The sequence below is a fragment of the Bradyrhizobium aeschynomenes genome, assembly GCF_013178945.1.
Lineage (GTDB): Bacteria > Pseudomonadota > Alphaproteobacteria > Rhizobiales > Xanthobacteraceae > Bradyrhizobium > Bradyrhizobium aeschynomenes.
In genome coordinates this window covers 70500-97158 of record NZ_JABFDM010000018.1, presented here as the reverse complement: position 1 = coordinate 97158, position 26659 = coordinate 70500, and the positions used below count along the sequence as shown (strand labels likewise).

At 65.4% G+C, this 26659-nt stretch carries 21 protein-coding genes; 7 read left to right on the top strand and 14 right to left on the bottom strand.

What is annotated here, in order from left to right; all coding sequences use genetic code 11:
- The 9 genes from HL666_RS32175 to HL666_RS32135 all read right to left on the bottom strand — a co-directional run bounded on the left by HL666_RS32175 (position 1) and on the right by HL666_RS32135 (position 12638).
- Complete coding sequence (locus HL666_RS32175) at positions 1–2898, bottom strand: flotillin family protein (RefSeq protein WP_172185561.1); 2898 nt, start codon at positions 2896–2898, stop codon at positions 1–3.
- A 75-nt stretch (positions 2899–2973) separates the two neighbouring features.
- Positions 2974–3819 (bottom strand): phosphoenolpyruvate hydrolase family protein, encoded by an 846-nt coding sequence (locus HL666_RS32170; RefSeq protein ID WP_172134383.1) that lies wholly within the window; start codon positions 3817–3819, stop codon positions 2974–2976.
- Between the two features lie 3 nt (positions 3820–3822).
- The gene (locus tag HL666_RS32165; RefSeq protein ID WP_172185559.1) at positions 3823–6042 is read right to left on the bottom strand and encodes an ABC transporter permease; all 2220 of its coding nucleotides are present in this window, start codon (positions 6040–6042) and stop codon (positions 3823–3825) included.
- The gene (locus HL666_RS32160) at positions 6035–6817 is read right to left on the bottom strand and encodes an ABC transporter ATP-binding protein (RefSeq protein ID WP_172185557.1); all 783 of its coding nucleotides are present in this window, start codon (positions 6815–6817) and stop codon (positions 6035–6037) included. Before HL666_RS32160 ends, HL666_RS32165 begins: the two co-directional genes overlap by 8 nt.
- Complete coding sequence (locus HL666_RS32155; RefSeq protein WP_172134386.1) at positions 6810–7901, bottom strand: branched-chain amino acid ABC transporter permease; 1092 nt, start codon at positions 7899–7901, stop codon at positions 6810–6812. The genes HL666_RS32160 and HL666_RS32155 overlap by 8 nt, the downstream gene beginning before the upstream one ends.
- Position 7902: 1 nt before the next feature.
- On the bottom strand, positions 7903–8913 hold the full coding sequence (locus tag HL666_RS32150; RefSeq protein WP_172185555.1) for a branched-chain amino acid ABC transporter permease: 1011 nt from the start codon (positions 8911–8913) through the stop codon (positions 7903–7905).
- 199 nt (positions 8914–9112) lie between these two features.
- A complete protein-coding gene (locus HL666_RS32145) occupies positions 9113–9937 on the bottom strand; it encodes an AraC family transcriptional regulator (RefSeq protein ID WP_172185553.1) in 825 nt (274 codons plus the stop codon).
- Between the two features lie 124 nt (positions 9938–10061).
- Positions 10062–11312, bottom strand: a complete 1251-nt coding sequence (locus tag HL666_RS32140; RefSeq protein ID WP_172113363.1) for an ABC transporter substrate-binding protein — start codon at positions 11310–11312, stop codon at positions 10062–10064.
- Positions 11313–11594: 282 nt separating this feature from the next.
- Positions 11595–12638: a LacI family DNA-binding transcriptional regulator gene (locus HL666_RS32135; RefSeq protein ID WP_172185551.1), complete on the bottom strand. Its 1044-nt coding sequence runs from the start codon at positions 12636–12638 to the stop codon at positions 11595–11597.
- A gap of 222 nt (positions 12639–12860) precedes the next feature.
- Between HL666_RS32135 and HL666_RS32130 the strand changes: the two genes are divergently transcribed.
- The 4 genes from HL666_RS32130 to HL666_RS32115 all read left to right on the top strand — a co-directional run bounded on the left by HL666_RS32130 (position 12861) and on the right by HL666_RS32115 (position 17572).
- Entirely contained in the window at positions 12861–14000 is a 1140-nt protein-coding gene (locus tag HL666_RS32130) for a sugar ABC transporter substrate-binding protein (protein ID WP_172185549.1), read from the top strand.
- A 76-nt stretch (positions 14001–14076) separates the two neighbouring features.
- Entirely contained in the window at positions 14077–15618 is a 1542-nt protein-coding gene (locus HL666_RS32125) for a sugar ABC transporter ATP-binding protein (RefSeq protein WP_172185547.1), read from the top strand.
- Positions 15615–16595 carry an ABC transporter permease gene (locus HL666_RS32120; RefSeq protein WP_172113359.1) on the top strand — a complete coding sequence of 327 codons (981 nt, stop codon included), beginning with the start codon at positions 15615–15617 and terminating at the stop codon, positions 16593–16595. The genes HL666_RS32125 and HL666_RS32120 overlap by 4 nt, the downstream gene beginning before the upstream one ends.
- Positions 16592–17572: an ABC transporter permease gene (locus tag HL666_RS32115; protein ID WP_172185545.1), complete on the top strand. Its 981-nt coding sequence runs from the start codon at positions 16592–16594 to the stop codon at positions 17570–17572. The genes HL666_RS32120 and HL666_RS32115 overlap by 4 nt, the downstream gene beginning before the upstream one ends.
- 538 nt (positions 17573–18110) lie before the next feature.
- On the opposite strand, the gene HL666_RS32110 is transcribed toward HL666_RS32115, so the two are convergent.
- Entirely contained in the window at positions 18111–18662 is a 552-nt protein-coding gene (locus HL666_RS32110) for a hypothetical protein (RefSeq protein WP_172185543.1), read from the bottom strand.
- 531 nt (positions 18663–19193) lie between these two features.
- On the opposite strand from HL666_RS32110, the gene HL666_RS32105 reads away from it, so the two are divergent.
- Together HL666_RS32105 and HL666_RS32100 are read left to right on the top strand one after the other, a co-directional pair.
- Positions 19194–20129, top strand: coding sequence for a hypothetical protein (locus HL666_RS32105; RefSeq protein ID WP_172185541.1), 936 nt, complete (start codon positions 19194–19196; stop codon positions 20127–20129).
- Between the two features lie 261 nt (positions 20130–20390).
- Entirely contained in the window at positions 20391–20582 is a 192-nt protein-coding gene (locus HL666_RS32100) for a hypothetical protein (RefSeq protein WP_172185539.1), read from the top strand.
- A gap of 511 nt (positions 20583–21093) precedes the next feature.
- Here the strand turns inward: HL666_RS32100 and HL666_RS32095 are convergent.
- Positions 21094–22419, bottom strand: coding sequence for an NAD(P)/FAD-dependent oxidoreductase (locus HL666_RS32095; protein ID WP_172185537.1), 1326 nt, complete (start codon positions 22417–22419; stop codon positions 21094–21096).
- A gap of 238 nt (positions 22420–22657) precedes the next feature.
- On the opposite strand from HL666_RS32095, the gene HL666_RS32090 reads away from it, so the two are divergent.
- Positions 22658–23134, top strand: coding sequence for an Lrp/AsnC family transcriptional regulator (locus HL666_RS32090; protein WP_172134578.1), 477 nt, complete (start codon positions 22658–22660; stop codon positions 23132–23134).
- A gap of 14 nt (positions 23135–23148) precedes the next feature.
- Here the strand turns inward: HL666_RS32090 and HL666_RS32085 are convergent, their stop codons facing one another.
- From HL666_RS32085 to HL666_RS32075, 3 genes are read right to left on the bottom strand one after another with little or no spacing between them, the layout of a single operon-like run.
- Positions 23149–24804, bottom strand: coding sequence for an ABC transporter ATP-binding protein (locus tag HL666_RS32085; protein ID WP_172134579.1), 1656 nt, complete (start codon positions 24802–24804; stop codon positions 23149–23151).
- The gene (locus HL666_RS32080) at positions 24805–25659 is read right to left on the bottom strand and encodes an ABC transporter permease (RefSeq protein WP_172185535.1); all 855 of its coding nucleotides are present in this window, start codon (positions 25657–25659) and stop codon (positions 24805–24807) included.
- Complete coding sequence (locus HL666_RS32075; RefSeq protein WP_172134581.1) at positions 25656–26606, bottom strand: ABC transporter permease; 951 nt, start codon at positions 26604–26606, stop codon at positions 25656–25658. Before HL666_RS32075 ends, HL666_RS32080 begins: the two co-directional genes overlap by 4 nt.
- Positions 26607–26659 lie beyond the last annotated feature (53 nt).

Here is a 26659-nt window from a genome sequence, read left to right as displayed (position 1 = left end):
TCAGCCCTTCTTGCGCGGACCGCGGTCGGCCGGCGGCTCTGGCGGGCTGCCGTCACCCGCGCCGGCTCCGCCACCTGCATCCTTGCGCGCTGCGGTGTCTTTGCGGATGCCCTGCATGTCCCTGGCCTCGCGGATCAGGCCGGGCATCTTGGCGAGGCTGCCACCTTCGACACCGATGTCCGACAGAATGGAGTCGATCAGCGGCGCCTGCACGCGGTAGCGCAGCGCCGAGTCGATCACCTCGTCTGTGGCGCTGCGACCGCCATTGCCGTTGCCACCATTCCCGTTCAGGCCGTCGACCTGGAGAATGCGGATGCCCTCGATCTTCTCCATCGGCTTGACGCTTTCGCGCACGATACCCTCGATGCGGTCGAGCAGTTTGCGCCGGAACAGCGAATAGCGCGCCTGGTCGGTCAGAACGTTCTCGGCCTCATTGAGCAGCCGCTGTGCCTCGGCCTCGACCGCCGCGCGGACCCGCTCGGCCTCGGCCGCGATCCGCGTCTCCTCGGCCTGCTTCTCGGCGAGCAACACCTCCACCGTCTTCCGTCTGCGGGCGATCTCGCTCTCGCGCGCGGTGATCACCTTCTCCGCCGCCTCGGTCGCGCGCGTCCGCGCCTCCTCGGCCGAGACCTTGGCCGCGGATTCCTCCAGCGACTTCTGGTACAGCGCGATGGCCTTTTCCATCAGCGCCGTCTCGACATCCTTCTCGCGGTTCACTTCGAGCTTGCGCAGCTCGCGCTCCCTGCCGATACGCGCCTCGTCGAGACCTCGATCGGACGCGATGCGCGCGCGCTCCACCTCCTCGCGCGCGGCGATCTCGGCTTCCTGCAGCGACTGCACGCGAGCGACCTCGAGTTGCTCGATGGATCGGCGGCGCTCAAGCCTGACCGCTTCCAGCGCCTGCTCGCGCGAGACATCGGCGGTCTCGACCTGCTTGCGCGCGACGATCTCGGCTTCCTTGACCTGGCGATCCGCATCGATGCGCTCGGCGCGCTTGGCGGCGAGTTCGATCACCCTGAGCTCGTCGGCAAGCTCGATCGCCTTCTTCTGGTCGATGTTGAGCACCTCGCGGGTCCGCGACGAGGCGATGCGCTCGGCCTCCAGCGCCAGTTCGACCTCGATGCGGCGCCGCTCGACCGCCTCGCGCCGCTTGAGATCGGCCGCCTCGACGGCTTCCGTGCGGGCAATCTCGAGGCTGCGCGTCTCCTTCTCCGAGCGGATTCGCTTCTCAGCCACCGCCTGCTCCTGGGCGATCCGCGCCGCCTCGATCGCCTCTCGCGAGGCGATGTCGGCCTCCTCGATGGTCCTGACCCGCGCGATCTCGAGCGCGCGAACCCGCTCCTCCTGCGCGATGCGGCTGGCTTCCGTCGCCTCGCGCGCGGCAATGCCGGCGATCTCGATTCCCTGATTGCGCTCGATCTCCAGCCTGCGCGTGGCATGCTCCGCAGCGATGCGCTCCGCCGACAGCGCCTGCTCGCGTGCGATGCGTGCTGCCTCGACCGCCTTCTGCGCCTCGATCTCAGCTTCCTGAATATTGCGCACCTGTGCGATCTCGGTCGCACGCGTCCGCTCATCGGAGCTGATGCGCTCCAGGTTGACGATCATGGTCTGCGCGATCCGAGCCTTCTCGGTCGCCTCGCGCGCCGCAATCTCCGCCTGCTCGATGGCGCGGGTACGCTCGATCTCGCGCCGTCGCGTCTCCTCGTCGTTGGCGATGCGCGCATCGGAGACGACGCGATCCTGCTGGATGCGCGCCCTCTCCACCGCCTCGCGCGCGGCGATTTCCGCCTCCTCGATCGTGCGCGTGCGTTCGATGTCACGCTGGCGCACCTCGCGCTCCGACTCGATGCGGGCGGCGTCGATGGCGCGCTGGTTGGCGATCCTTGCCTTCTCGATATCTTCGCGCGCCAGCAGTTCGCGCTCCTCGACCGCCCTGCTACGCTCGATCTCGCGCTGGCGTGTGTCGCGCTCGGCCGCGATCCGTGCTTCCGCGATCGAAAGTTCGTTGGCGATGCGCGCCTTCTCGATCGTCTCGCGCGCCGCAATCTGTGCCTGCTCGGCCTCGGTCTCGCGCAGTGCCCGCTCGCGCGCCACCTCCGTTCGCTGCAGGGCGCGGCGCATCTCGATGTCGCGCTCCTGATCCAACCGCGCCGTCTCACTCTCCCGCTCGATCTCGAGCGCCTCGCGCTCGGCCTCCAGATTGCGGGTACGGATCTTGATCATCGAGTCCTGCTCGATGTCATTGCGCAGCTTGCGCTTGCTCTCGATATCCTCCATCAGCCGGGTCAGGCCTTCGGCGTCGAACCGGTTCGACGGGTTGAAGAATTCGAGATCGGTCTGGTCGAGATCGGTGATCGCGACCGATTCCAGTTCCAGGCCGTTCTGCGCCAGCGCCTCGGCGGCAGCCGCCTTGACGCGTCCGACATAGTCGCCGCGCTGCTCGTGCATCTGCTCCATCGTCATCTCGGCTGCGACCGAGCGCAACGCGGAGACGAACTTGCCCGACAACAGCGCATGCAGCTTCTCCGGCTCGAGAGTGCGCCGGCCGAGCGTCGCGGCCGCAATCGACACCGCTTCCCGGGTCGGCTGCACGCGGACATAGAAATCCGCCTCGATGTCGATCCGCATCCGGTCGCGCGTGATCACGGCATCCTGCTTCGAGCGCGTGATGCCCATCGGCAGCACGTTCATGTTGACCGGGGTGTAGTCGTGGATGAACGGCATCACGAAGGCGCCGCCATTGATCACGACGCGCTCGCCGAGGAAGCCGGTCCGGACGAAGGAGACCTCCTTTGAGGAGCGATGATACAGCCAGTTGACGATGTAGACGGCGACCACGATGACGATGATCGCTATGATCAGCCAAAGGATCAGCTCACCGATCAAAACCCCGGACATCCCATTCCTCCCTCAGTCTCCCGTCCGGCAAACATGGCGCAGGGCGCCGTTGCTGCCGGACTTCGTGTTGCCGTCTCAGACGCGGCGCGGCCGCGAGCTGATCGCCTTGAAATGTCGCACCTGCTCCGTCAGCGCCCGCTCCACCGGCAGCCGCTCCATCGAGGATGCGCCGTAGAAGCCGTGGCAATTCTTCGCATGCTTCATGATGAAGTCGGCATCGGCGGGCTCGGCGATCGGGCCGCCATGCGCCAGCACGAGAATCTCGGGATTGACGCTGAGCGCGGCAGACGCCCAGCTGTCGATCAGCCCCGGACAGTCCTCGAGCTTCGGCGCAGTCTGCGCACCGATCGAGCCGCCCGTGGTGAGGCCGAGATGGCAGACGATGATGTCGGCGCCCGCGATCGCCATGCCCGCGGCCTGGGCTTCATTGAAGACGTAAGGCGTCGTCAGCAGATCCTTGTCATGCGCGCGCCCGATCATGTCGATTTCCAGCGCGTAGGAAATCCCCGTCTCCTCGAGGTTCGCACGGAAGGTGCCGTCGATCAGGCCGACCGTCGGAAAGTTCTGCACACCGGAGAAGCCGAGCGTCTTGAGCTGATCGAGGAACACATCCATGTCGCGGAATGGATCGGTGCCGTTGACGCCGGCGAGCACCGGCGTGCTCTTGACCACCGGCAGCACCTCGCTGGCCATCTCGACCACTATCGCATTGGCATCGCCATAGGCCATCAGCCCGGCGAGCGAACCGCGTCCCGCCATGCGGTAGCGGCCGGAGTTGTAGATCACGATCAGGTCGATGCCGCCGGCTTCCTCGCATTTCGCCGAGAGCCCGGTGCCGGCGCCGCCGCCGATGATCGGCACGCCTCGACGCACCATGTCGCGGAACTTCTTCAACAGCGGTGCGCGCTCGAATCTCGGCATCACTCACCTCGCCTGTCTGCGCCGCGCCGGCAGTCGCCCCAACATGGGCCTGATGGCGCCGACGATGGTCGCGACGAACTCGTTGTCGTTGATGTGATGCGGCAGGCGGATCAGGCGCCGGTTCGAGGTCTGCCGCATCGTCTGCTCGAGGCTGCGGAACAGGGCCTCGTCCGCCTCGCGATCAAAGAACGGCTGGCCTGGCGCATCGAGCGCGGAGACGCCCTTCTCCGGCAGGAAGAAGCGAACCGGCCCGTCCATGCGGTTGAGACGCTCGCCGATCCAGCGTCCCATCTGCGCATTCTCGGCAGCCGTGGTCCGCATCAAGGTGACCTGCGGATTGTGGACGTGAAACTTGCGCCCGCGATAACGCTCGGGAATGGTGTCCGGTGCGCCGAAATTCACCATGTCTAGCGCGCCGACCGAGCCGACATAGGGCACGCGGCTGCGGATGATGGCGCCGAAGCGATCCTCGGTCGCCGGAAAGACACCGCCCATCAAGAGGTCGCAGACCTCGGTCGTGGTCAGGTCGACCACGCCGGCGAGCATGCCGGAATCGACCAGCTTCTCCATCGACCGGCCGCCGACTCCGGTCGCGTGGAACACCAGGCACTCACAGTCGTCGCGCAGCGCGGCGGTGATCTTCTGCACGGCCGGCGTGGTGACGCCGAACATGGTGATGCCGATGGCGGGTCGCTGCTGCGTGACGCGTTCGACGGCTGCGGATTGCCGCTGGCGCGCCGACACCATACCGGCCAGCGCGTTGGCGCCGTTGCTCAGCACCGCACGCGAGATCGAATTGAGACCCTGCACGTCGGTGACCGAATACATCATCGCAATGTCGGCCGGCCCGACATAGCCGCCGACGTCGCCAGAAGCGACCGAGGAGATGATCAGCTTCGGCACGCCCACGGCAAGCTCGCGCATGCCCGGAGCGACCAGCGACGTGCCTCCGGAGCCTCCGGCCGAGATGATGCCGACGACATTGTCCTGCCGTCGCAGCCAGCGTGCGAACGCCTCCGCCATCGCGGCGACGGATACGCCGCGGTCCGGCCCGAACACGGCCGAGCCGCCGCGGGGGTGATTGAGCGCAACCTCCTGCGCCGAGACATCGCAGCCCGTGTGGCGGCCGCTGGTGGAGACATCGACCAACCGGGTGCGGAGTCCATGGCCAGCAATGATGTCGCGGATGAAGCGCAGCTCGTCGCCCTTGGTGTCGAGCGTGCCGACCACGATCACGGCCGGCGGGCCCGACGCGACCGGCACCATGCGCTCGCGGCCCGGGCGCGCCGCATCGTCGAGCCGCGACACGCTGGTGGAGAGCGTGCGCGCCTTGGCCTCGATCAGCGCGATGGGGGCCGGCTGCGACCAGCGCGTCGGCAGCACGGGATTGGAGACGTAGACTCTGACCGGCGCGGACCTCGGCGCCGCTGGCACTGCGGGCCGGGCGACGGGCTCATCCCTGACCTGCTCCGTTCCGAGATCGGTCTCGTCGCCGGCATGCTGGCCGACACCGAGCAGACGCTGCTGCAACTCGCGGTCGGCGGCGAGCCGCGCGGAGTCGATGATGCGGTTGATGCGGCCGTTGACCATGATCGCCACACGCGGCGAGATCGCGGTGGCGACGCCGATGTTCTGCTCGATCACGAGCACCGCCATGTCGCCGTCCTGGCCGAGACGGATCAGCATCTCCTCGACCTGGGCGACGATCACCGGCGCGAGCCCCTCCGTCGGCTCGTCCATGATCAGCAGCTGCGGATTGGTCAGCAATGCGCGGGAGATCGCGAGCATCTGCTGCTCGCCGCCCGATAGCTGACCGCCGCCGTTGTTGCGCCGCTCGGCGAGCCGCGGAAACGTCTCGTAGACGCGATCGACGGTCCAGGCGCCGCGGCGCAGGCCCGCCGCCAGCCGCAGATGCTCGTCGACGCTCAGGGAGCGCCACAGACGCCGTCCCTGCGGCACATAGCCGACACCGAGCCTCGCAATGCGCGCCGGGTTGAGCCCGGTGATATCATTGCCGCGCAGCCGCACGGAGCCTCCGGACGGGCGCAGCAGACCCATAATGGCCTTGCACAGCGTGGTCTTGCCCATGCCGTTGCGGCCGACCAGCGAGAACACGCCGCTGTCGAGCCGGAGATCGACGCCCTGCAGCGCATGCGAATGGCCGTAGTAGACGTCGAGCCCGCGGACCTCGAGCGCTGGCGCGGAGCGGCTGCGATCATTCATGACCGCCTCCCAGATACAGCTCCTGCACCTCCGGGTCGGACTCGATCTCGTGCGGCGCGCCCTCCTTGAAGATGCGCCCGTTGTGCATCATCGTCACGCTCTCGACGACACGCAACGCCACGTCCATGTCGTGCTCGATGATGATGTAGCCGATGTGCGGCGGCAGCGATGTCAGGATCTCGACCAGCTCGCGCCGCTCGGTCGGCGACAGCCCCGCCGCCGGCTCATCGAACAGGATGAACCGCGGTGCGCCGGCCAGCGCCAGTGCGATCTCGAGCTGCCGCTGCTGGCCGTGGGCGAGCTCGGACACCATCTGGTCGCGTACGGCTGTGAGATGCACGGCCTCGATCAGTCGCTCGGCCGCCTGCATCAGCGCGTCGTTGGCACTCGGACGCAGCATCGAGAAGCGCGCGCGCGAGACGCCGCGGCAGGCGAGATAGACGTTGTCGCGCACCGAGAGACCGAGGAACAGCGCCGAGATCTGGTAGGTCCGGCGCAGACCGCGGCGGATGCGCTCATACGGCGGAAATGCGGTGATGTCCTCGCCGAAGAAGCGGATGGTGCCCGACGTCGGCAGGAAGTCGCCGGTGACGCAGTTGAACAGCGTCGTCTTGCCGGCACCGTTCGAGCCGAGCACCGCGCGCCGCTCGCCGGGCCGTACGGTGATCGTGATATCGGTCAGCGCAGCCAGGGCGCCGAACATCCGCGTCACGCCGCGGAGCTCGAGCGCTGCAGTCGAGCCGAGCGCCGAGAGACGGTCAGCCACCCTATCCATGGCCGTGCCCTCCCGGACGCGTCCGCGCCTCCCCACGTTCGCCGCGCTTGCGCCAGCGCTCATACAGGCCGATGACGCCGTCGGACGACCAGAACACGATGGCCAGGAAGCCGAGCCCGATCAGCAGCCGGAAGCGGTTGCCGTCGAGGCCGACCTTGACCAGGAAATCCAGCGCGAAGGTGCGCAGGATGACGAAGATGAAGGCGCCGATATAGGGCCCGACGGGACGGGTGATGCCGCCGACGACGGCGACGATGAGGATGTCGATGCAACGCTCGACCGCGACCGAGCCCGGCGAGATCTGCCGGTAGTTCCAGACCTGCAGCACACCGCCCATTCCCGCGATCAGCGCGGCGAAGGCATAGGCGGCGATGCGGTGGGCGTTGACGTTGAAGCCCAGCGCCGCCATCCGCCTGGGATTGTCGCGCACGCCCTGCAGCGCCAGGCCGAACGGCGCGCGAGACAGATAGAGCACCGCGAAATAACACAGCGCGGCCACCGCCAGCGTCAGGTAATAGAAGGCGACATCCATACGCCAATCGATGCCGAGAAAATGCGGCGTTGCGATCGTGTTGATGCCGGTATGGCCGTTGAAGATCGCCCAGTTCTGGTTCGTGAAATAGTAGAAGGCCGCGCCGATCGCGAGCGTGATCATGATGGTGTAGATGCCTTCGGTGCGCACGGCGAGCGCGCCGCCGAGCGTGCCGAACAGCACCGCGAGCACCAACGCCATCGGCGTCGCCAGCCACCACGGCCAGCCCAGGCTGATGTTGGCGTTGCCGCTGACGCCGAACACGGCGACCATGTAGCCGGCAAAGCCCGCGATGGTCAGCTGCATCAAACTGACCATGCCGCCATAGCCGGCGAGGAACATCAGGCTCAGCGCGATAGTCCCAAGGATCAACGTCGTGCCGAATATCTCGATCAGGAAGAAGCCGTTGGCGATGATCGGCATGATCAGCAGCAAGACGGCGACAGCCCAGGCCCAAGGCTGCTCGGTCACCGACCATGCTGCCGGCCGCGCTGCTGCTCCCCGTGATGTGAGCCCCCCGTCCCGCGCCTGCGCCTCCTGGATCAGCGACATCTCATCGCCTCGCCAGCAGGCCCTGGGGCCGCAGCGCCAGCACCAGAACCATGATCAGGAAGGTCACGACGATCGCATAGGTCGGGATGTAGACCGAGCCAAGCTGCTCGGCGAGGCCGATGATCAACGCGCCGAGGGCCGCGCCAGGGATCGATCCCATGCCTCCGACGATGACGACGACGAGCGAGGCCAGCAGAAATCGCGTGTCCTCGCCGGGCGAGATCGACTGGAACGTACCGCCGACCACCCCCGCAATGCCCGCGAGACCGGCGCCGAGCGCAAACACCAGCACGAACACGAGCTGGATCTGGACGCCGGTCGCCGCCAGGATCTCGCGATCGTCGACGCCGGCGCGGACGATCATGCCGACGCGGGTACGGTTGAGCGCAAGCCACATCGCGATGCCGATGACGACGGAGCCGCAGAAGATCACCAGCCGAACCAGCGGATATTGCAGGAACACCGCCTCACCCGACGATTTCATCGCGGTCATCAGGGGCAGCTGGATCGGCCCGATCAGCCAGGCTGGCGTCTGGATCTGATAGAAGTCGCCGCCGAATGCCCACAGCATCAGGTCGGCGAACACGATGGAGAGCCCGATCGTCACCATGGTCTGGCGCAGGTCCTGTCCCTCCATGCGGCGAAACACCAGCAGCTGAAGCAGGACGCCGATGACGGCAACGACGATGAAGGCGGCGATGAAGGCGAGGATCCAGGAGCCGGTCGCCGACGAGATGCCGTAGCCGACATAGCCGCCGAACAGATAGAGCGAGCCGTGTGCGAGATTGACGTTCCGCATCAGCCCGAAGATCAACGTGAAGCCGCTCGCCACCAGGAAATAGAGGCCGCCCAATGTGATGCCGTTGAAGACTGCGCTCAGGAAGACCTTCTTGCGCCCGATCGCCTCTTCCAGTCCGGGCGGCCAGACCGCAAAGATCAGCCAGGCCGCGAGCGCGACCCCGAGAAGAATGATGAGGGACCAGATCGCGTGGCGCTCGATGAAGCGGCTCATCGATCCTCCCTCACGACCGGGAGGACAGCTCCGTCGTCACAGTGGCCGGGCGAACCCAGCCGAAGATCGCCGGGTGTGCCGGCCATCGCTCGTCCTCCCTCGTCGGATCCTTATCCGGATCACGTTCTGTCGAGTGTAGCGGGGGACGCACGCGCGTATTTGATCGACAGTCTCTTTTCGCGAGGTGCGGAGCAGCACATCAGGGGCGCAGCACCTTCGCAGCGCGGCGATAGTCGGTCGGCGCCATGCCGACATTGCCGGCGAAGAACCGGGTGAAGCCGCTCTGCGAGGAGAAGCCGAGGTCGAAGCCGATATCGGCGATCGGCGATTCCGTCGCCACGATGGCGTCGAGCGCCCGCTCCATCAGCAGCGTGTTGAGATAGAGGTTCGGCGTCACCCCCGTCTGGCTGCGGAACAACCGATAGAAATGCGGCCGCGACAGCCCGGACTCGCGCGCGATATGATCGAGCTCGATCTCGGCGCAGGGACTGTCCGACATCAGCTTGATGCACTTGCGAACGCGGAAATCCGTCACTTCGGCACACGGCCGGTCCGGCACGACGTCCGATATCCGCCAGCTCTCTTCGTAGCAGCTGTCGATCAGCTGCCGCAACTCGCCGTCGAGGCAGCCCAGGGATGGCGCGCCACATACCAGCGCTGCAGTGCGGCGAATGCAGCGATCGAGCGCCGCCGTGCGGCGAAAGCAGGTTCGGCCGAACCGTACGCCCTGCTCGCGCGCGGCCGGCGGCGAGAACCACTCCGAGTTCACGTAGAGCACGAAGAAGATCGCACCATTCTCCGTGTCATTGGGAACGAAGTTATGCGGCTCCCACGGATTGACCGCGACGATGGACTCCTCGCCCATGAGATGGCGCTGGTCGCAGACGTCGATATGGGCTGGCGTTCCACCGACGTGAAAGATCAGATGCCCCTCGCGGTGCGCGTGCACGTTGAACGGTCGATTGAGCTGATAGACCGTCGCGCGACCGAAGCGAGCATGAAAGACGGCGAGCGCCCTACTCATCACTTCCTCACCGAAATGTCTTGTTGTTTGTCCTTCAGCGTCAATCATTGCCCCGGAGAATGCAAGAGACGCGACGACGCGGCCGGAGCGGGCTCCGGCCGCGTTGGCTGCTGACCATAATTGGTCAGTACTTCTTACATTCAGGCACGGTCCGGCTCGGCAGGCCGATCTTGGCGAAGGTCGCCGCGTCATAGCCCAGCGTCTGGTTGACGTCGGGGATCACCTTCACGACCTTGCTGAACAGGGCGCCCTTGCCGTCATCCACCACCTCGGTCACGAAGTTGGTGCCGATCGCCTGGCGGTTGGAGTCGAGCTTGATCTTGCCGTTGGGCGCATCGATCTCGATCTTGGCCAGCGCCGCCTTGAGTTTGGCCTGGTTGTTCGACAGATCGCCATTGACCTCGCGCAGCGCCAGGATCAAGGCCATCGTCGAGCCGTAGTAATTGGTAGCGAGCAGCGACGGACTCGGGAAGCGCTTCTCCGGCGGGAACGAGTCCTGATAGGCCTTGACGAACTTCTGCCAGCGCGGATCCTCCCAGGTATCGGCCTGGCCCGACGCCGCGATGGTGCCGACCAGCGCGTTCTTGGCATTGCCCTTCGACGACAGGATGGTTTGGTCGATCATGATCGAGCCGCCCATCAGATGCGCCTTGCCGCCGGCCTGCTGGTACTGGTTGAGGAAATTGACGGCGTCGGCGCCGCCCAGGCCGAGATAGATCGCGTCGACGTCATCGGGCAGCGCCGCGATCACGGACGCGAAGTCCTTGGTGCCGAGCGGCACCCATTGGCGGCTGGAAATCTTGCCGCCGAGGCCGCAGAACTCCAAGGCCAGGCCGAATACCTGGGTATAGATGAAGGAGTAGTCCTCGCCGACGGTTGCGATCTTGCGGTAGCCCTTGGTCTCATAGGCGTATTTGCCAAGGCCGACCTGCCACTGCGCGCCATCCATGTTGAAGCGGAAGAAGTTCGGCGCCGGGTCGACGTAGGTCGTCTCCTGCGCGCCGGAGGCGGCATTGACGAAGGTTAGCTCCGGATGCGTCTTGGCGAAGTTCTTGACCGCGATGCCCTCGTCACCGGACAACGGCGACAGCAGGATCTGCACCTTGTCCTGCTCAATCAGCTTGCGCACGGCGCGCACGGCCGAGTCGGGCGTGGCATCGGTCGATGCGACGACGAATTCCAGCTCCTTGTCGCCGATCTTCTTCCCGAGCACGTTGAGCGCGGTGACATGGCCGCGCATGCCATCCTCGCCGAGCACCGTATAGGTGCCCTCGAGCGTCGCAGTGACGCCGACCTTGATCTTGTCCTGAGCGTACGCCGTACTGGACAGCAAAAGCGCCGTGACCACGGCGAACCCTACGCGTCGCATGTGCATCGAACTCCTCCCTTGTCGCCCATTGCTGGAGCACACGATCGTGTGCCGGCCAGTCGTTGCCGGCCGTGTTGGCAGCGAGCCTCACCAGTCCCGCTCGCCATCTCGGGCAAGCAGCGGTGAGCCCCCATCGGTCATGGAAGCTAGCTGATGGCACACAGCGTCGGATCGGGTACGTGGCCGTCATCTTGACGGGCAGTCTCATTTTCCTTGATGCGACGCAAAAGGCGCGGGACGATTGCACGCGAGATCGCGGCAATCGATACCAATACCTTCTCGCTACGATCAGGATCCTGCACGGGGCGGGGACGCGAGCGCGCGCGGGGCCGTGCTGCCGCGGGCCACGATCTGAAAGCCGAGATCGATCTGCCTGGTCCGAGGGCGCCTGCCGGTGGCGATCGCCTGCAGCACCAGTTCGGAGGCCACGCGTCCCATGTCGGCGCGCGGCGTCAGCACCGTGGACAGCGGCGGGTTGGAAGCCGCGGCGAATTCGAGATCGTTGAAGCCGATCAGCGAGATCCGGCCGGGCACGTCCAGCCCCGCCTGCTGACAGGCAAACAGCGCGCCGAGCGCGATGTTGTCGTCGCAGCAGAAGATCGCGTCGGGCACGTCGGCCGCCAGCATGTCCGATGTCAGCGTTCGTCCGAGCGAAATGGTCGCCTGCGCCGGCCGCGAGGCGACCAGCGACGCGCAGTCCAGCCCTGCTTCATCCAGCGCCGCGCGATAGCCTTCGAGCCGCGCCCGTGCCCGATCGTCGCGCTGCCCGGAGAGATAGGCGATCCGCCGATGCCCAAGATCGAGCAGGAAACGTGTCGCGGCGTAGCCGCCCCTGGTCTGCGACAGCCCGACATTGAAATCGATCGGATCCCCCGTGAGCTCGAACGTCTGCACCACCGGAATGCGCGATCGCTCCAGAACCCGTCGCGCCGCGCGCGTCTGGTTGACCCCGACGAGGATCAGCGCCTCGATGTTCTGGCCGAGCAGCGCCTTGATCGCCCCCTCCTCCTCCTCCGCCGAGTAACGGCTGCTCACGACCACCGGGCGGAAACCGAGCGGCAGCAGGCTGTTGTAGATCGCCTGTAGATAGTCCGCGAAAATGCCGTTCGAGAGCGACGACACCACCACGCCGATGGCATGCGTACGCGCGGAGGCCAGCCGGCTGGCGGCGAAATTCGGCACATAGGCCAGCCGCTCGACCGCCGCATCGATCCGCCTGCGCAGCTCCACCGAAACCATGTCGGGCCGCCGCAGCGCGCGCGACACGGTGACAGCGCTGACATTCGCGATCCGCGCGACATCCTCCAGGGTGGTGCGACGCTTCTGAGACATTGTCTCCTCTACGGGAAAATACCCGGCCTCTTGTCGAACCTCATTCATGGCATGGGACCCGTCGCTTGGCAAAGCCGAGCAACGGTAATTGACAGCGCTGTCATTGCTCAGTAACCCTAGCGCGCCGAGACGACGAGCCCCGCTCGAACAACCTCCGAAAACAAGTGAGGCGTCTCGCACATGCGTCAATGATTGGCGCGACAACAACAGGGGAGGTCACGAATGTCGTCCAAGTCGATCAGGGCGCGATGCCTTGCCACGTGTGCATCACTGGTGCTGCTGTCGGCGTTCGCCGGCAAGGCGCTCGCAGAACCGGAGATGGTCAAGGGTCCGGCGGCAGAGCCCGAATGCATGGTGCCCTGGACCGCGGATACCAAGTTCTTCAAATTCCCGGCCAAGAAGGGCCCCTACCGCATCGCGCTTGCGAATGGCTACATCGCCAACACCTGGCGCATCCAGATGATCCAGACCGCGAAGGCCTATGCGGCGCAGCCCGAGGTCAAGGCGAAGCTGAAGGAATTCAAGGTCGTCTCGACGGGCGAGGACGTGCCGGCGCAGATCTCGGCGATCAACAATTTCATCGATTCCGGCTATGATGCCATTGTCGTCAACGCACAGAACCCGACCGCCTTCGGCCCGGTGATCAAGCGTGCCAAGCAGGCCGGTGTCGTCCTGGTTGCCTTCGACAACATTCTCGCCACGGAAGACGCCATCAACGTCAATGTCGATCAGAAGGGTCTCGGCGAGCTCTGGGCGCGATGGCTGGTCAAGAACGTGCCCGATGGCGGCAAGGTGCTCGAGGTGCGTGGTGTCGCCGGCACGTCGGTCGACACCGACCGGCACAACGGCTTGCACTCCGTGCTCAACGGCTCCGGCAAGAAGTGGCAGATCACCGAGGTCGTCGGCAAATGGGATGACGGCGTCGCGCAGAAAGCCACGGCAGATGCGATCGCAACCAACGGCCCGTTCGACGCGATCTCCGGCCAGGGCGGCGATACCGGTATCGTGCAGGCGATGCTCGACGCCAAGCACAAGATGGTGCCGTTCGGCGGCGAGACCGAGAACGGCTTCCGCAAGTTCTGCGCAGCCAAGGCGTCGGAAGGCCTGAAATGCTCGTCCGCCGGCACCGGGCCTGCGCAGGTCGCGGTCGCCATCAAGGTCGCGCTCGCCGCACTGGAAGGCAAGGTCGTGCCGCAGTCGGTCAAGCTGCCGCTCGCCGTCGTCGAGGATCCGAACTTCAAGAAGGACGTCGACTACTTCCCGTCGCAGTCCGACAACTTTTTCGTCGGCAACTCCTTCCCGACCTGCGGCATCAACTTCACGGCGCAGGAGATCATGGGGCAGTCGAAGGACAATCAATAGCCCCGAATGTGATCGCTGGCCGCGAGCCCGCTTGCGGCCAGCCCGTCTTTGTTGCCGAGGATCGAGGAAAGCGAGCATGAGCGCGGCCGAGCCGCTGTTTCGCGCGGAGGGATTGTCCAAGCGCTATGGCGGCGTCATTGCTCTCGACCGGGCGGACCTCGAGGTTCACCCCGGCCGTATCCACGCCATCCTCGGTGAGAACGGCGCCGGCAAGTCGACGCTGATCAAGCTCATGGTCGGCGTCGTCGCGCCGGATGAAGGCCGCATGATGCTTGGGGGACGCGAGGTCACGTTCAGCAATCCGTCGGCCGCGAACGATGCCGGGGTGGTGTGCATCTTCCAGGAGCTGTCGCTGATCCCCGATCTGTCGGTGGCCGACAACATCATGATCTCCCGTCCGCCGACGCGGCTCGGCCTGATCGACCGGCAAGCCCAGCGCCGCATCGCCGAAGAAGCGCTGGAGCGAGCCGGCGCCGGCGACATTCATCCGCGCGCACTGGTGAAGGACCTGCCGCTGTCGCGCCGGCAGATGGTCGAGATCGCCAAGGCGCTGTCGCGCCGGCCGAAGATCCTGATCCTCGACGAGGCGACGTCGGCACTCACGGCCTCCGACGTCACCAAGGTGTTCGAGGTGCTGAAGCGCCTGCGCAGCGAGGGACTGGCCCTGCTCTACATCTCCCATCGCATGCACGAGATCGCCGAGCTGGCCGACGACTGCAGCGTGTTCCGCAATGGCCGGAGGATCTCGACCTTTGCCGCCGGCACCAAGACGGATGCCGAAGTGATCGAGCTGATGATCGGCCGTGAATACAAGCATGCCTTTCCCGACAAGCCGGTCCGCGAGCCCGACGGCCGGCCGCCGGCCCTGCAATGCAGGAAGCTCGGCTGGGGCGATCGGCTGAGGGACATCTCCTTCTCGCTGCATGCCCGCGAGATCATCGGGCTCGGCGGCCTCGACGGCCAGGGCCAGCGCGAGCTGCTGCTGGCGCTGTTCGGCGTGCTCAGCGATATCAGTGGCGACATTTTCATCGATGGCGACAAGGTCGTGATCGACAGCCCCGTTGCCGCCAAGTCCGATCGCATCGGCCTCGCCTTGATCCCGGAGGATCGCAAGACCGAAGGGTTGATGCTGCCGATGTCGGTGCGCGACAATCTCTCGGCCGCCGCGTTCGACCGCTTCGCGCAGTTCGGCATCATCGACCGGCAGCAGCAATCCGCGCTGATCGACGACATGATCCGCCTCATCGAGATCAAGACCGCCTCCCCCGATCTTCCCGTCAGCGCGCTGTCGGGCGGCAACCAGCAGAAGGTCGTCATCGCGAAATGGCTGATGAACAAGCCGCGCATCATCCTGCTCAACGATCCGACGCGCGGCATCGACGTCGGCACCAAGCAGGAGATCTATCGGCTGCTGCGCCGCCTCGCCGACGAAGGCGCCGCGATCCTGCTCTATTCGACCGACTATGACGAGCTGATCGGCTGCTGCGACCGCGTTCTCGTGATGTATGATGGCGCCATCAGGCGCGAGCTCGCAGGCGCGGAGATCACCGAGCGCGCGCTGGTCAGCAGCGCGCTCAACGTCGACGACGGCGAACCAGCGGAAGCGAGCGCGCAATGACCGAGTGGCGGTACTGGCTCGCCGAGCAGCGCGGCACCTTGCTGGCGATCGGCATCTTCGTCGCGATGTTCCTGATCTATGCCACCAACCATCCGGCCGGCTTCAGCGCCAACATGGTGCAGACCGCATCCAACAAGGCGACGCTTCTCGCCTTCGTCGCCATGGCCCAGGCGATCGTGGTGATCACCGCCGGCATCGATCTGTCCGTTGGCATGATCCTGACGCTCACCAACTGCCTCGCGTCCTGGATCGTGGTCGGCACCGCCACCGAGACGGCGCTCGGCGTCGCCGGCGTGCTCGGCACCGGCCTCCTCTGCGGCATGATCAACGGCGCGATCGTGATCTTCGGCCGGCTGCAGCCGATCGTCACCACGATTGCGACAGGCGCGATGTATTACGGCGTCGCGCTGATGCTGCGGCCCAATCCCGGCGGGTCAGTCAACGAGACGCTGGCCGATGCGCTGACGGGACGCCTGTTCGGCGTCCTGCCGACCAGCCTCGTCGCGCTGGCCGCGGCGGCACTGCTGATCTGGGTGCCCTACAGCCGCTCGGTCATCGGCCGCGCCGCATTCGCGACCGGCTCCTCGGAGGTCGCCGCCTACATGTCCGGCGCGCCGATCCGCGCCGCCAAGTTCGCCGCCTACAGCCTGGCCGGCCTGCTGTCGGCGATCGGCGGCCTGTTCCTCACCTTCTTCTCCTATACAGGCGAGGCCGCCTATGCGAGCGGCAACGCCTATACGCTGTTCTCGATCGCGGCCGTGGTGCTCGGCGGCGTCTCGCTGATGGGCGGACGCGGCAGCGCCATCGGCGCGATCTTCGGCGCACTTGCATTCCGCACCATTGGCGATCTCCTGTTCGTGTTCGATTTCGATCCGCTGTGGCAGCCGCTGTTCCAGGGGATCGTGCTGATGCTTGCGGTCTCGATCGGGGCGTTCGGCCTGCTTCGCGTGCGCAACCGGCTGGAGTGGTTCGGATGAGCGAGGCGACGGCGTCACAACCGGCCCAACGCGGGGTTGCCATGCTGCGCCGGATCGATCCGGCGGTGGCGGCCTCGTTCGGCTGCATCCTGCTGTTGCTTCTGGTGGGCAGTCTGTATTCGCGCAGCTTCCTGTCCCCCGACTATCTGCTGCAGCAGCTGAAGGTCGCGAGCTTCCTGGGCGTGATCGCGACCGGCATGATGCTGGTCATCCTGCTCGGCCAGATCGACCTGTCGGTGCCGTGGGTGGTGACGGCAGGCGCAATGATGGCCTGTGCGGCAGCCGCGCACGGGACCACCGGCGCCATTCTTGCAATCCCCTGCGGCATTCTCTGCGGCGCCGCGATCGGTCTCTTGAACGGCATTGGCGTCGCTTACTTGCGCATTCCCTCGATGATCATCACGCTCGCGACCAACGCGGTCGCGCAGGGCCTGATGGTCGCCTACACCGGCGGCTTCGCGCCGCAGGATTCCGCCTCCAAGGCGATGCGCTATCTGGCGACCGGCAATGTCGTCCCCGGGCTCTCCAACGCGGTCCTGGTCTGGGCGATCATCGGCGGCGCGGCGATCTGGCTGCTGTCGCGCACGACCTTCGGCCGTGCGATCTACGCCATCGGCAATCGCGAGCGCGCCGCCTATCTTTCCGGCATCGACACGCGCCGCGTCACGATGCTGGCCTTCGCTTTGTCGGGCGCCCTGTCCGCCTTCGGAGGCGTGCTGCTCGCGGGCTACGCCTCCAAGGCCGCGCAGTCGATGGGCGACGCCTATCTGCTGCCGTCGATCGCTGCCGTCGTGCTCGGCGGCACCCACATCCTCGGCGGCCGCGGCAGCTATCTCGGGACGATCGCCGGCGTCATCCTGATCACGCTGTTGCAGTCCATCCTCTCGGTGATGCAGATCAGCGAAGCCGGCCGGCAGCTGATCTATGGCGCGGTCATCATCCTGATGCTGCTGATCTACGGCCGCCAGAAGGCGTGACGGACGCGGCGCGTCCATCCCGCCCCGCCTGCATCCCATCCTTGCTGCTCGAAGCGGACGGGCGAAGGGATTCGTTCCGTGCCCAGCGGTGGCCCTTACGTGTCCAACTTGATCAATTTGTATTTCGAGCGATGGCTGACGACATGATGGCCGAGGGCGATGTGTGGACAACGAGTGGATGATCGAGTCTGCTCTTGGATGGCGTTACATGGTCGAAATCGCCTCTCATATGAGGGAAAGCCGTGCTGCCGGCAGGCTGATGGCATAGCAGGTCTACCCCCATTCACGACTTGACCGTTCCGCAGGTCCGTAATTCGCCCTGTTGAATCATGTCGGCGAACGCCGAGCACGTCTGTTGCTCGGGGCAGACCGGAAGGGCCGCTCGACAGCCAAAGTGACACGATCAGCCCATTACGGACGTGGAGGGCTGCTGGTATTCACGATCGAACCGGGCTGGATCACTATGTCCGGGTTACCTCCGGTCGCGACCGTTAGCGCGGACATCCCGGCACGGCAGCCATGGGCCAGAAGCGGACATTTAACCTGGTGCGCCAGTCTCAAGCTCGAGCGGCAGCTGCGCCGGCGGGCAAACCTTCGCGATGAAGTCCAGCGTCCGGACAGCGAGATCGAACTCAGATGGCGAGCCTAGGGGCTGCAGCAGCAGTTCAAGGTCAGTCGAGCACTTTTTGAAGCTGCCGTCGAGCTCGCATCTCGCGCCACTCTTTCCCTGAGCGAGGAGACGGATACGAGCGTCACCATCGAGTGGCCACACCTTCCTCTTGGCCGAGAGACGGTCGAAGCTGATCTGCTCGATGATCGGGCCGCCGCGCCGACGCATCGTGAAGGTGCAGGGATCGAGCTTGCCGTCGGCGGCTATCGCGTGGTTGACCTCGAACCGTTGGCCGATACGGCCTTCATTCTCATCAGCAATGGCAATGTCGCCGAGCAGGTGGTTCTCAAGGGCGAAAATCCGCGTCGCCGCCATGACCGGGCGCATGGCATCGGTGATCGGCTCACCTTCCCCGCCTGCCGGAGCGGCGGCGAGAAGCGTGGCGAAGGAGGCGATGGCGATCCCGGTGAGATAGCGCATGAGCGCCGTGATATCTCAAGGTGTCGCCCTGGGCAATGGAATGGAAAAAGCTGATGTCCACAAACCTCGGCGTCGCCTCTCCAAAGACAGCAAGCACTTGAACAGGTCCGCAACGGGTCAAAGACTGAAATTCTCATGCCGAGCAAATCTCTTCTGCACAACCTCGAATAACCGACATGGCATCGCCTTGACGGCCTTTCTCTGTCGGGCCATGGGCTGTCCTCCGANATCGCCTTGACGGCCTTTCTCTGTCGGGCCATGGGCTGTCCTCCGAAATGGGGTGGCGCTATGGCCGGTGTACCCCAGATAACAGGCGACTTGCCGCAGCGCCGCAAGTCGGCAGCCATGGGCCAGAAGCTGACGTTTCTCACTCTGGGAGTCGGACGAACAAGTACAATACCGTACGCGACCACCGGCCATTTGCCGAACTTTCCGATAAACGGCGCTTGCTGCGACCCACGCGCAAATTCCAATATCGCCGGTCGAAATAGAATGTGTGGCACGGCGGGGATTGAGTTGATTTCGCTACGAATGCTTGTTGGTCTGGCTCTAATTGTGACCTTGCTCTTTGTCGCCGCAGGCGCGGCGACATCGCTCCTTGTAGCTAATGGCGCTGAAGAGATCGCTGGATCTGAGCCGTATTGCATCCAGATTTCTGACGGGGCCTCCGACTACCGGCCCGCACGCGTATGGTTCGACCTGTCGATCTTTAGAATGAGGGCCAAGCACGATGGTCCGCTCTACATGCAGCACCACGCGATCCTCGTTGTCGGCGAACCGGCCAATGCGCGCCTATATCACTGGTCGTATCTCCGCCGCACCTTCGAGCCGGGCGTATTAAACGGGCAGATTGAGGGTCGGGGGCCGGCGATTACATGCCTGCAGGTGCGTGACTTCGTGGGTAAGCGGCTGGCACTGATCCCCGTGTCGCCGGACAGCTATTACATCAGGTATTCTGGAGGTGAGACATATCTCATCCCAACCGTCTGGCAAGCAGAGTGGAGCGGCGGGTCACGCCCGAGCTTGCTGCTTGCGACGACCGCTCCCGACTTCCAACCACTCAACCGCCGTCTGATGCCGGCGGAATTTGACAGCAACTCGGTCTTCGTCACGTGGGACCCCGAATGGATGCTAAGTCTAATGAAAGATCCGCCCGGCGGAGAAATTGTCGAGCAAAGTAGCGAGTTTGGTCTCATGAAGACCAAAACCATCACGCATGGCAAGGACGGCAAGGAGTACGTCGGAAATGGCTATCTTGCTTATGATGACGGTCATGGCGTCAACACCACGATAATAGGCTGCGGCACGCCGTCCGAGGCTGTTCCGAAGTCCTGTCAGCACCGCTTCATCAACAAGGGCCGACACTTCTATTTCCGTCATCGGCCGGAGGACGTGCCCAATTGGCAGAGGATGCAGCAGCGTATCCTTGACTTGATGGCGTCGTTCGAGGTTCACCGCCGCTCGTAGCGAGATCAACCGAGCGGGTTGTCAGGGGAGTCCAAGTTGGCGTCGAGGTCAGCTTCGGGTCTTGGCCGTGTCACACAGCCAGGGTCACAAGCTGCTGTCCGAACGAGCTAGCGTCACGGCCGGTGTACCTCGGATAGTTACCGACTTGATGCAGCGCCGCACGTCGGCAGGCTCCAGGCCATTCGCGGCCCGGTCGCGCGGCCCTGTCACGTCCGTAATTCGCCCGTCTCGGACCTTCCGGTTAACGCCAAAGACGTCCGCTTGCTGGGCTTAACCGAAGAGATCGCCGGGAAACCGAGAACGCTCAAGGTCACCCGCGCGCAACTGATGGCAGGCTTGGTGCCCATGCGCCAAAAACCTCATTTCACGCGCAGCCTCAAGCACATCACCCCTGTCCAGTCCTCCCGCGAAAAATATTCCCCTTTCGCTTTTCCGAAAATCATGATTGTCTAGGCCCATCCCGTCCCGCCGAGGGGCGCTTCGCGGTCGTCACGAAACGTGGGTGCGGGATGCGGTGGGTGCATCGGATCGCAGCATGAGCGATCGTGCGGACGAACGAGCCCGATGCGCCGGCGAAATCGTAGGGTCCTGGCCTCCCGACGCTGAGGCCACGCTGGTGGTGATGATCCGCCGGTTACGGGGGCAAGACAGCCGGTCCCCGGGGAGAGGACGTATAAGCCGCTCAACCATCGCGCAGGGAATGCCGGGATGTCTCGGCTGAACCTGTGGTACCTGCCGCCAGCATTTTCTTTCGCTGGCGGGCCATGGGTGCGGCCAGCGCCCGGCATTCCCTGCGCCCTCTGTTGGCAGAGGGTGGAACGATCGCACAGCTCGGACGCATCAGGCGTCGCGAGGCCGGACCATCGTGGCCTGACGGATGGCATTTTGACCGATGTCCAAACAGATCTCGGCAATGCGAGCGTGTCGGCGAATTCGAGAGGCGATGGACGTCGCGTATGGACCGTCAGAAATCCGCGACCTTCGTTGCCCCGGGACGCGCGAAGCGCTCGGGTGCATAAGGCTCGGGATCGACGATCGGCGTGGCGGCGGTGACGAGATCGGCGATGAGATGGCCGGCGCCGGGGCCGATGCCGAAGCCGTGTCCGCTGAAGCCGGCGGCGACGATCAGGCCGGGCAGCGCGGCGAGCTCGCCGATGACGGGCACGCCGTCGGGCGTGGAGTCGATGTAGCCCGCCCAGGTCGCCGTGACCTGGCTCTGCTTCAGGGCCGGCAGCAGCTCCAGCGCGCGCGCATGCGTGAGACGGATGGTCGCCTGATCCGGCGCGGGATCGAGGATGCGCATGTGCTCCATCGGCGTCGGCTCATCGAGCCGCCAGCGGCCGAGCGTCTCATGGCCGGAGCGCAGGCCTTCGAGGCCGCCGGGGAGAAGGTTGCGCCAGCGCTTGGCGAACATCGGCAGGAAATGCGGCGCGAAGCGCAGCTGCTGCAGGGTCGGATCGACGCGGCCACGGCCGCTGATGGCGAGCGTATGCCCGCCGTCGCCGCGTCGCGTGATCGAGACCGCGGCGGTGTGCAGCGCCGGCGGCAGCGGCTCTGCGGATGGCGACAGCGCGAGCGCCGAGGAGCGGATGGAGGCGATCGGGAGGGCGACTCCGAGCTGATGGCAGAACGACGATGTCCAGGCGCCAGCCGAGAGCACAGCAAGCGACGTGCGAATGGTGCCACGCTCGGTGACGACCGCGGAGAGCCGGCCGCCGCGGCTCTCGACGCCGCGCACGGCGCACATCTGATGCACCGTGCCGCCCTGCTTCAGGATCGCGCGCGCCACCGCAGGCGCCGCATCGGCGGGGCTGGCGGTGCCGTCGGTCGGCGAGAATACGCCGCCCTTCCAGCGTCGCCCGGTGGCCGCGCCGCGCTCGCTGGCCTGACGGCCGTCCAGCATGTGCGTGGTCACGCCGGCCGTCTTGGCAAACTCGCCCCAGCGCGCCCAGCCGGCGAGCTCGGCCTCGTCATTGCTGAGATAGAACAGCCCGCAGCGCGAGAAGCCCGTCGCCTCGCCGCTGTCGCCGGCAAAGCGCTCCCACAGATCGAGGCTCAGCGTCGCCATCGGCAGCTCACGGGCATCGCGGTTCTGCTGCCGGCACCAGCCCCAGTTGCGGCTGGACTGCTCGGCACCGATCCGTCCCTTCTCGATCAACGCCACCGCAAGCCCGCGCCGTGCCAGATAGTAGGCCGCGAACACGCCGACGATGCCGCCGCCGATGACCACGGCATCTGCACGCTCGGGCAGCGTTGGCGACGTTTCGACGTGCACCAGGGGTGCGGGCATGGTGTCTCTCCGGCTTTCAGCCGCATCAAGCTAAAGCGGTATCCGGCACGGGAGACGCCGGATTCGACGGCCGGACGGCATTTGATTCTGCTGGCGCCCACGCCAGCGGCGTATTGTTTTGCATCGCATAATCCGGACGACGCGGCCTCATTCTTGCTTTACGAAACTTCCGATGGCCCAAGCGCAGAATTTTCTGCTGTAATGGACCAGGACGCGTCATCACACGGACCTTCGCTGCATGAAGCTCGATCGCATCGACATCAAGATCCTGCACGAGTTGCAGAAGAACGGCCGGGTCACCAATGTCGAGCTCGCCGAGCTGGTCAACCTGTCGCCGAGCCCGTGCCTGATGCGGGTGAAGAAGCTGCAGGCCGAGGGCTATATCGAGGGCTACTCGGCGCAGATCTGCGTCTCCAAGCTCGGCCAGACGCTCACCGTGTTCACCGAGGTCACGCTGAAGAACCACCGCCAGATCGACTTCGCCCGCTTCCTCGCCGCGGTCGAGAAGATCGACCAGGTGATCGAGTGCCATCTCGTCTCCGGCGGCTACGACTACATGATGAAGTTCGTCACCGCCGGGATCGGCGAGTACCAGACCATCATGGAGCGGCTGACCGACATGGACATCGGCATCGAGAAATATTTCAGCTTCGTCGTGCTGAAGTCGCCGATCGTGAAGCCATACCTGCCGCTGACCAGCCTGTTTCAGGTGTAGCGCGCACTGCGCGCTCAATGCTGGCAATATTCGCGGACCTGCTCGGGATCCTGGCGCAGATTGTCGAGCCACGCCGGATCGAGCTTCGGCACCGACGAGAGCAGGAGCTGCGTGTAGGGATGCTCCGGCCGGGCCATCGCCTCGGGCGTGATCTGCTCGATCTTGCGGCCGCGATACATCACGACGATATCGTCGCAGATCGCCTCGACCATAGAGAGGTCATGGCTGATGAAGACATAGGCGAGATCGAGCTCGCGCTGCAGCTCCTTGAGGAGATCGATGATCGCGGCGGCGACGACGGTGTCGAGCGCCGAGGTGATCTCGTCGCAGACGATCAGCTTGGGATCGGCCGCCAGCGCACGCGCAAAATTGACACGCTGCTTCTGTCCGCCGGAGAGCTCGGCCGGACGGCGCAGCCGCAAGCTCCGCGGCAGCTTCACCATGTCGAGCAACTGGTCGATCCGCGCGCTGCGCGGCTTGCGCGCCATGCCGTGGTAGAAGGTCAGCGGACGGCCCAGAATGTCCTCGACCGTCTGCGCCGGATTGAGCGCGGTGTCGGCATGCTGGAACACGATCTGCACCTGGCGCAACTGGTCCGGGCTGCGGCTTCGCGCGCTACGCCCGAGCTCGCGCCCGTCGAACACGACCCCGCCGGCGAACGGAGGCAGAATGCCGGCAATGGCCCGCGCAAGCGTCGACTTGCCGCAGCCGGATTCGCCGATGATGCCGAGATTGCGTCCGCGCGCGACGCGCAGGCTGACATTCTCGACCGCCAAGATCGCGGGCCTGCCATCCGAGCGCAGCGGACCGTAGCCGACCGACACCTCGTGGACCTCGAGCAGCGCCTCAGCCGTCGTGGCGGATGTTTCGGGTCGAGATCCATGATGGGGTGCCACGGCGGCCAGCAGTTGCTGCGTGTAGGGATGTTGCGCGCGCGCGAGAATGTCGGCGGTCGTGCCGGTCTCCTGCACCTCGCCGTTCCTCAGCACCACGATGCGGTCGGCGATCTGGGCGACGACCGCGAGATCATGCGACACGTAGATGCCGGCGATGCGGTTCGCCGAGATGACCGACTTGAACGCGCGGAGCACCTCGACCTGAGTGGTGACGTCGAGCGCCGTCGTCGGCTCGTCGAAGATCAGCACCTTCGGGCTGGCGATCAGCGCCATGGCGGCTGCGAGCCGCTGCAACTGGCCGCCGGACACCTGGTGCGGATAGCGATCGCCGATGCTGTCCGGGTTGGGCAGCGACAGCGCGCGGAACAGCGAGACCGCCTTGGCGCGCGCCTCCTCGATCGGCATCACGCCGTGGATACGCACGACCTCGACGACCTGGTCCATGATCCGGATCGCCGGATTGAACGCCGCGGCAGCGCTCTGCGGCACATAGGCGATCGTGGCGCCGCGCAACGCGGCCCTGCCCTTCTCCGGAAGCGCCACCATGTCGACGCCGTCGACCACGACCGAACCGCCGACGATCTTGCACCCGGCGCGCGCATAGCCCATCAGGGTCATCGCAATCGTGGTCTTTCCGGAGCCGCTCTCGCCGATCAGCGCGACGATCTCGCCCTCGGCAATGTCGAGATCGACACCCTTGATGATCTCGATGGTGCGGCCGGAATCGGTGGTCGCCTCCACGACGAGATCGCGGATCTGTACGAGGCTCCTCATCTAGGACGCCTCCCGGTCGCGGATCTTGGTCGGGAGATTGTCGATCAGCAGATTGACCGCGATGGTCAGGCTCGCAATCGCCAGCGACGGGACGATCACGGCCGGCGCGGCATAGGGAAGACCGCCGATATTCTCGCGCACCAGTGCGCCCCAATCGGCATAGGGCGGCTTGACCCCCAGGCCGAGGAAGGACAGCCCCGACAGCAGCAGCACGATGAAGACGAAGCGCAAGCCCAGATCGACCATGACCGGCCCGATGATGTTGGGCAGGATCTCCGCGCGGATCAGATAGAACAGGCTCTCGCCGCGGATGCGGGCCACGACGACGAAATCCATGGTGTTGATGTTGACCGCAAGGGCACGCGCGAAGCGGTAGGCGCCGGGAATGTAGATCACCGCCATCGTCACGATCAGGACGGGAATCGACGAGCCCACAGCGGCGACGACGACGAGGCTGAACAGCTTGCTCGGGATCGAGTTCAGCGCATCGAGGAAGCGGCTCAGCACCATGTCGACGGCGCCGCCGGTGATCGCGGCGATCATCCCGAGCGTCACGCCCGACACACCGGCGATGATCACCGCCGCAACGGAGATGCCGAGCGTATAGCGGGCCCCCATCAGGATGCGCGAGGTCATGTCGCGGCCGAGATAATCGGAGCCGAGCCACAGCTCCCGGCTCATGGGGCCGAAATAGTCGGTGTCGACGATATCGCCGATCGGGTGCGGGATGATCGCAGGCGCCGCGAACGCCACCACGATCCAGAACAGCACGATCAGCGCGCCGGCGACGCCGACCGCATTGATGCGATAGCCGAAACGCGGCCTGCGCGGGGTGGATGTCACGGCGCTCGTCATCGCAGCCTCGGATTGGACAGGATGGCGATGATGTCGGCCGTGGTGGTCAGGAGGAGATAACCGAAGCAGAAGATGATGGCGCAGCTCTGGATCAGCGGAAGATCGCGGGTCGACACCGCATCGACCATCAGCTTGGCGATGCCAGGATAGTTGAACACCGTCTCGACGATGATGACCCCGCCGAGCAGATACGACAATGACAGCGCAACGGCATTGACGATCGGGCCGAGCGCATTCGGCAGCGCGTGGCGGAGCACGAGCCTTCCGCGCGAGGCGCCCTTCAACAACGCCATCTCGACATAGGGCGTGTTCAGGGTCTCGATCACGGCCGCCCGGCTCATCCGGATCATCTGCGCCGAGATCACCACGGTGAGCGTCACGACCGGCATCGCATAGGCGCGCGCGAAATCATACGCCGTGCGGATCTCGCTGGTGAAGGACACCGCCGGCAGCCAGTTGAGATAGACCGCAAACAGCAGAACGGCGAGGGTCGCGATCATGAACTCCGGAACCGAGACGACGCCGATGATCGCGATGGTGAGGCAGCGGTCATACAGTGTATCGCGCAGCATCGCTGCGGTGATGCCGAGCGTCAGCGCCAGCGGCACCGAAATGACCGCGGTAAGGCCCGCGAGCTTGAGGGTATTGACGAGCCGTCCGGCGATCAGCTTCGCGACCGGCATGTTGTTGGCATAGGAGACGCCGAGATCGCCATGCACCACGCCGGCAAGCCAGCGCAGGAAGCGGAAGATCGCGGGATCGTCGAGATGCATCGCCTTGCGCAGGCCTTCGACGGCTTCCGGGGTCGCGGCCTGGCCGAGCAGGATGGTCGCGGTGTCGCCTGGCAGCATCGCGGTGGCGAAGAAGACGGCGAATGAAACAATGATCGCGGTGACCAGCGCAATGGCCAGCCGGGCAAGGACGAGTGAGGCGATCCGATGTTTCACACTTGGCGTCCGTGAGCCTGATCAGAGAATAGCCGTCGCACGGACGTCGGTCG

Excerpts from the sequence above, each read along its gene's own strand:
- HL666_RS32175 (WP_172185561.1), bottom strand. The coding sequence starts at position 2,898 with ATGTCCGGGGTTTTGATCGGTGAGCTGATCCTTTGGCTGATCATAGCG.
- HL666_RS32170 (WP_172134383.1), bottom strand. The coding sequence starts at position 3,819 with ATGCCGAGATTCGAGCGCGCACCGCTGTTGAAGAAGTTCCGCGACATG.
- HL666_RS32165 (WP_172185559.1), bottom strand. The coding sequence starts at position 6,042 with ATGAATGATCGCAGCCGCTCCGCGCCAGCGCTCGAGGTCCGCGGGCTC.
- HL666_RS32160 (WP_172185557.1), bottom strand. The coding sequence starts at position 6,817 with ATGGATAGGGTGGCTGACCGTCTCTCGGCGCTCGGCTCGACTGCAGCG.
- HL666_RS32155 (WP_172134386.1), bottom strand. The coding sequence starts at position 7,901 with ATGTCGCTGATCCAGGAGGCGCAGGCGCGGGACGGGGGGCTCACATCA.
- HL666_RS32150 (WP_172185555.1), bottom strand. The coding sequence starts at position 8,913 with ATGAGCCGCTTCATCGAGCGCCACGCGATCTGGTCCCTCATCATTCTT.
- HL666_RS32145 (WP_172185553.1), bottom strand. The coding sequence starts at position 9,937 with ATGAGTAGGGCGCTCGCCGTCTTTCATGCTCGCTTCGGTCGCGCGACG.
- HL666_RS32140 (WP_172113363.1), bottom strand. The coding sequence starts at position 11,312 with ATGCACATGCGACGCGTAGGGTTCGCCGTGGTCACGGCGCTTTTGCTG.
- HL666_RS32135 (WP_172185551.1), bottom strand. The coding sequence starts at position 12,638 with ATGTCTCAGAAGCGTCGCACCACCCTGGAGGATGTCGCGCGGATCGCG.
- HL666_RS32130 (WP_172185549.1), top strand. The coding sequence starts at position 12,861 with ATGTCGTCCAAGTCGATCAGGGCGCGATGCCTTGCCACGTGTGCATCA.
- HL666_RS32125 (WP_172185547.1), top strand. The coding sequence starts at position 14,077 with ATGAGCGCGGCCGAGCCGCTGTTTCGCGCGGAGGGATTGTCCAAGCGC.
- HL666_RS32120 (WP_172113359.1), top strand. The coding sequence starts at position 15,615 with ATGACCGAGTGGCGGTACTGGCTCGCCGAGCAGCGCGGCACCTTGCTG.
- HL666_RS32115 (WP_172185545.1), top strand. The coding sequence starts at position 16,592 with ATGAGCGAGGCGACGGCGTCACAACCGGCCCAACGCGGGGTTGCCATG.
- HL666_RS32110 (WP_172185543.1), bottom strand. The coding sequence starts at position 18,662 with ATGCGCTATCTCACCGGGATCGCCATCGCCTCCTTCGCCACGCTTCTC.
- HL666_RS32105 (WP_172185541.1), top strand. The coding sequence starts at position 19,194 with ATGCTTGTTGGTCTGGCTCTAATTGTGACCTTGCTCTTTGTCGCCGCA.
- HL666_RS32095 (WP_172185537.1), bottom strand. The coding sequence starts at position 22,419 with ATGCCCGCACCCCTGGTGCACGTCGAAACGTCGCCAACGCTGCCCGAG.
- HL666_RS32090 (WP_172134578.1), top strand. The coding sequence starts at position 22,658 with ATGAAGCTCGATCGCATCGACATCAAGATCCTGCACGAGTTGCAGAAG.
- HL666_RS32085 (WP_172134579.1), bottom strand. The coding sequence starts at position 24,804 with ATGAGGAGCCTCGTACAGATCCGCGATCTCGTCGTGGAGGCGACCACC.
- HL666_RS32080 (WP_172185535.1), bottom strand. The coding sequence starts at position 25,659 with ATGACGAGCGCCGTGACATCCACCCCGCGCAGGCCGCGTTTCGGCTAT.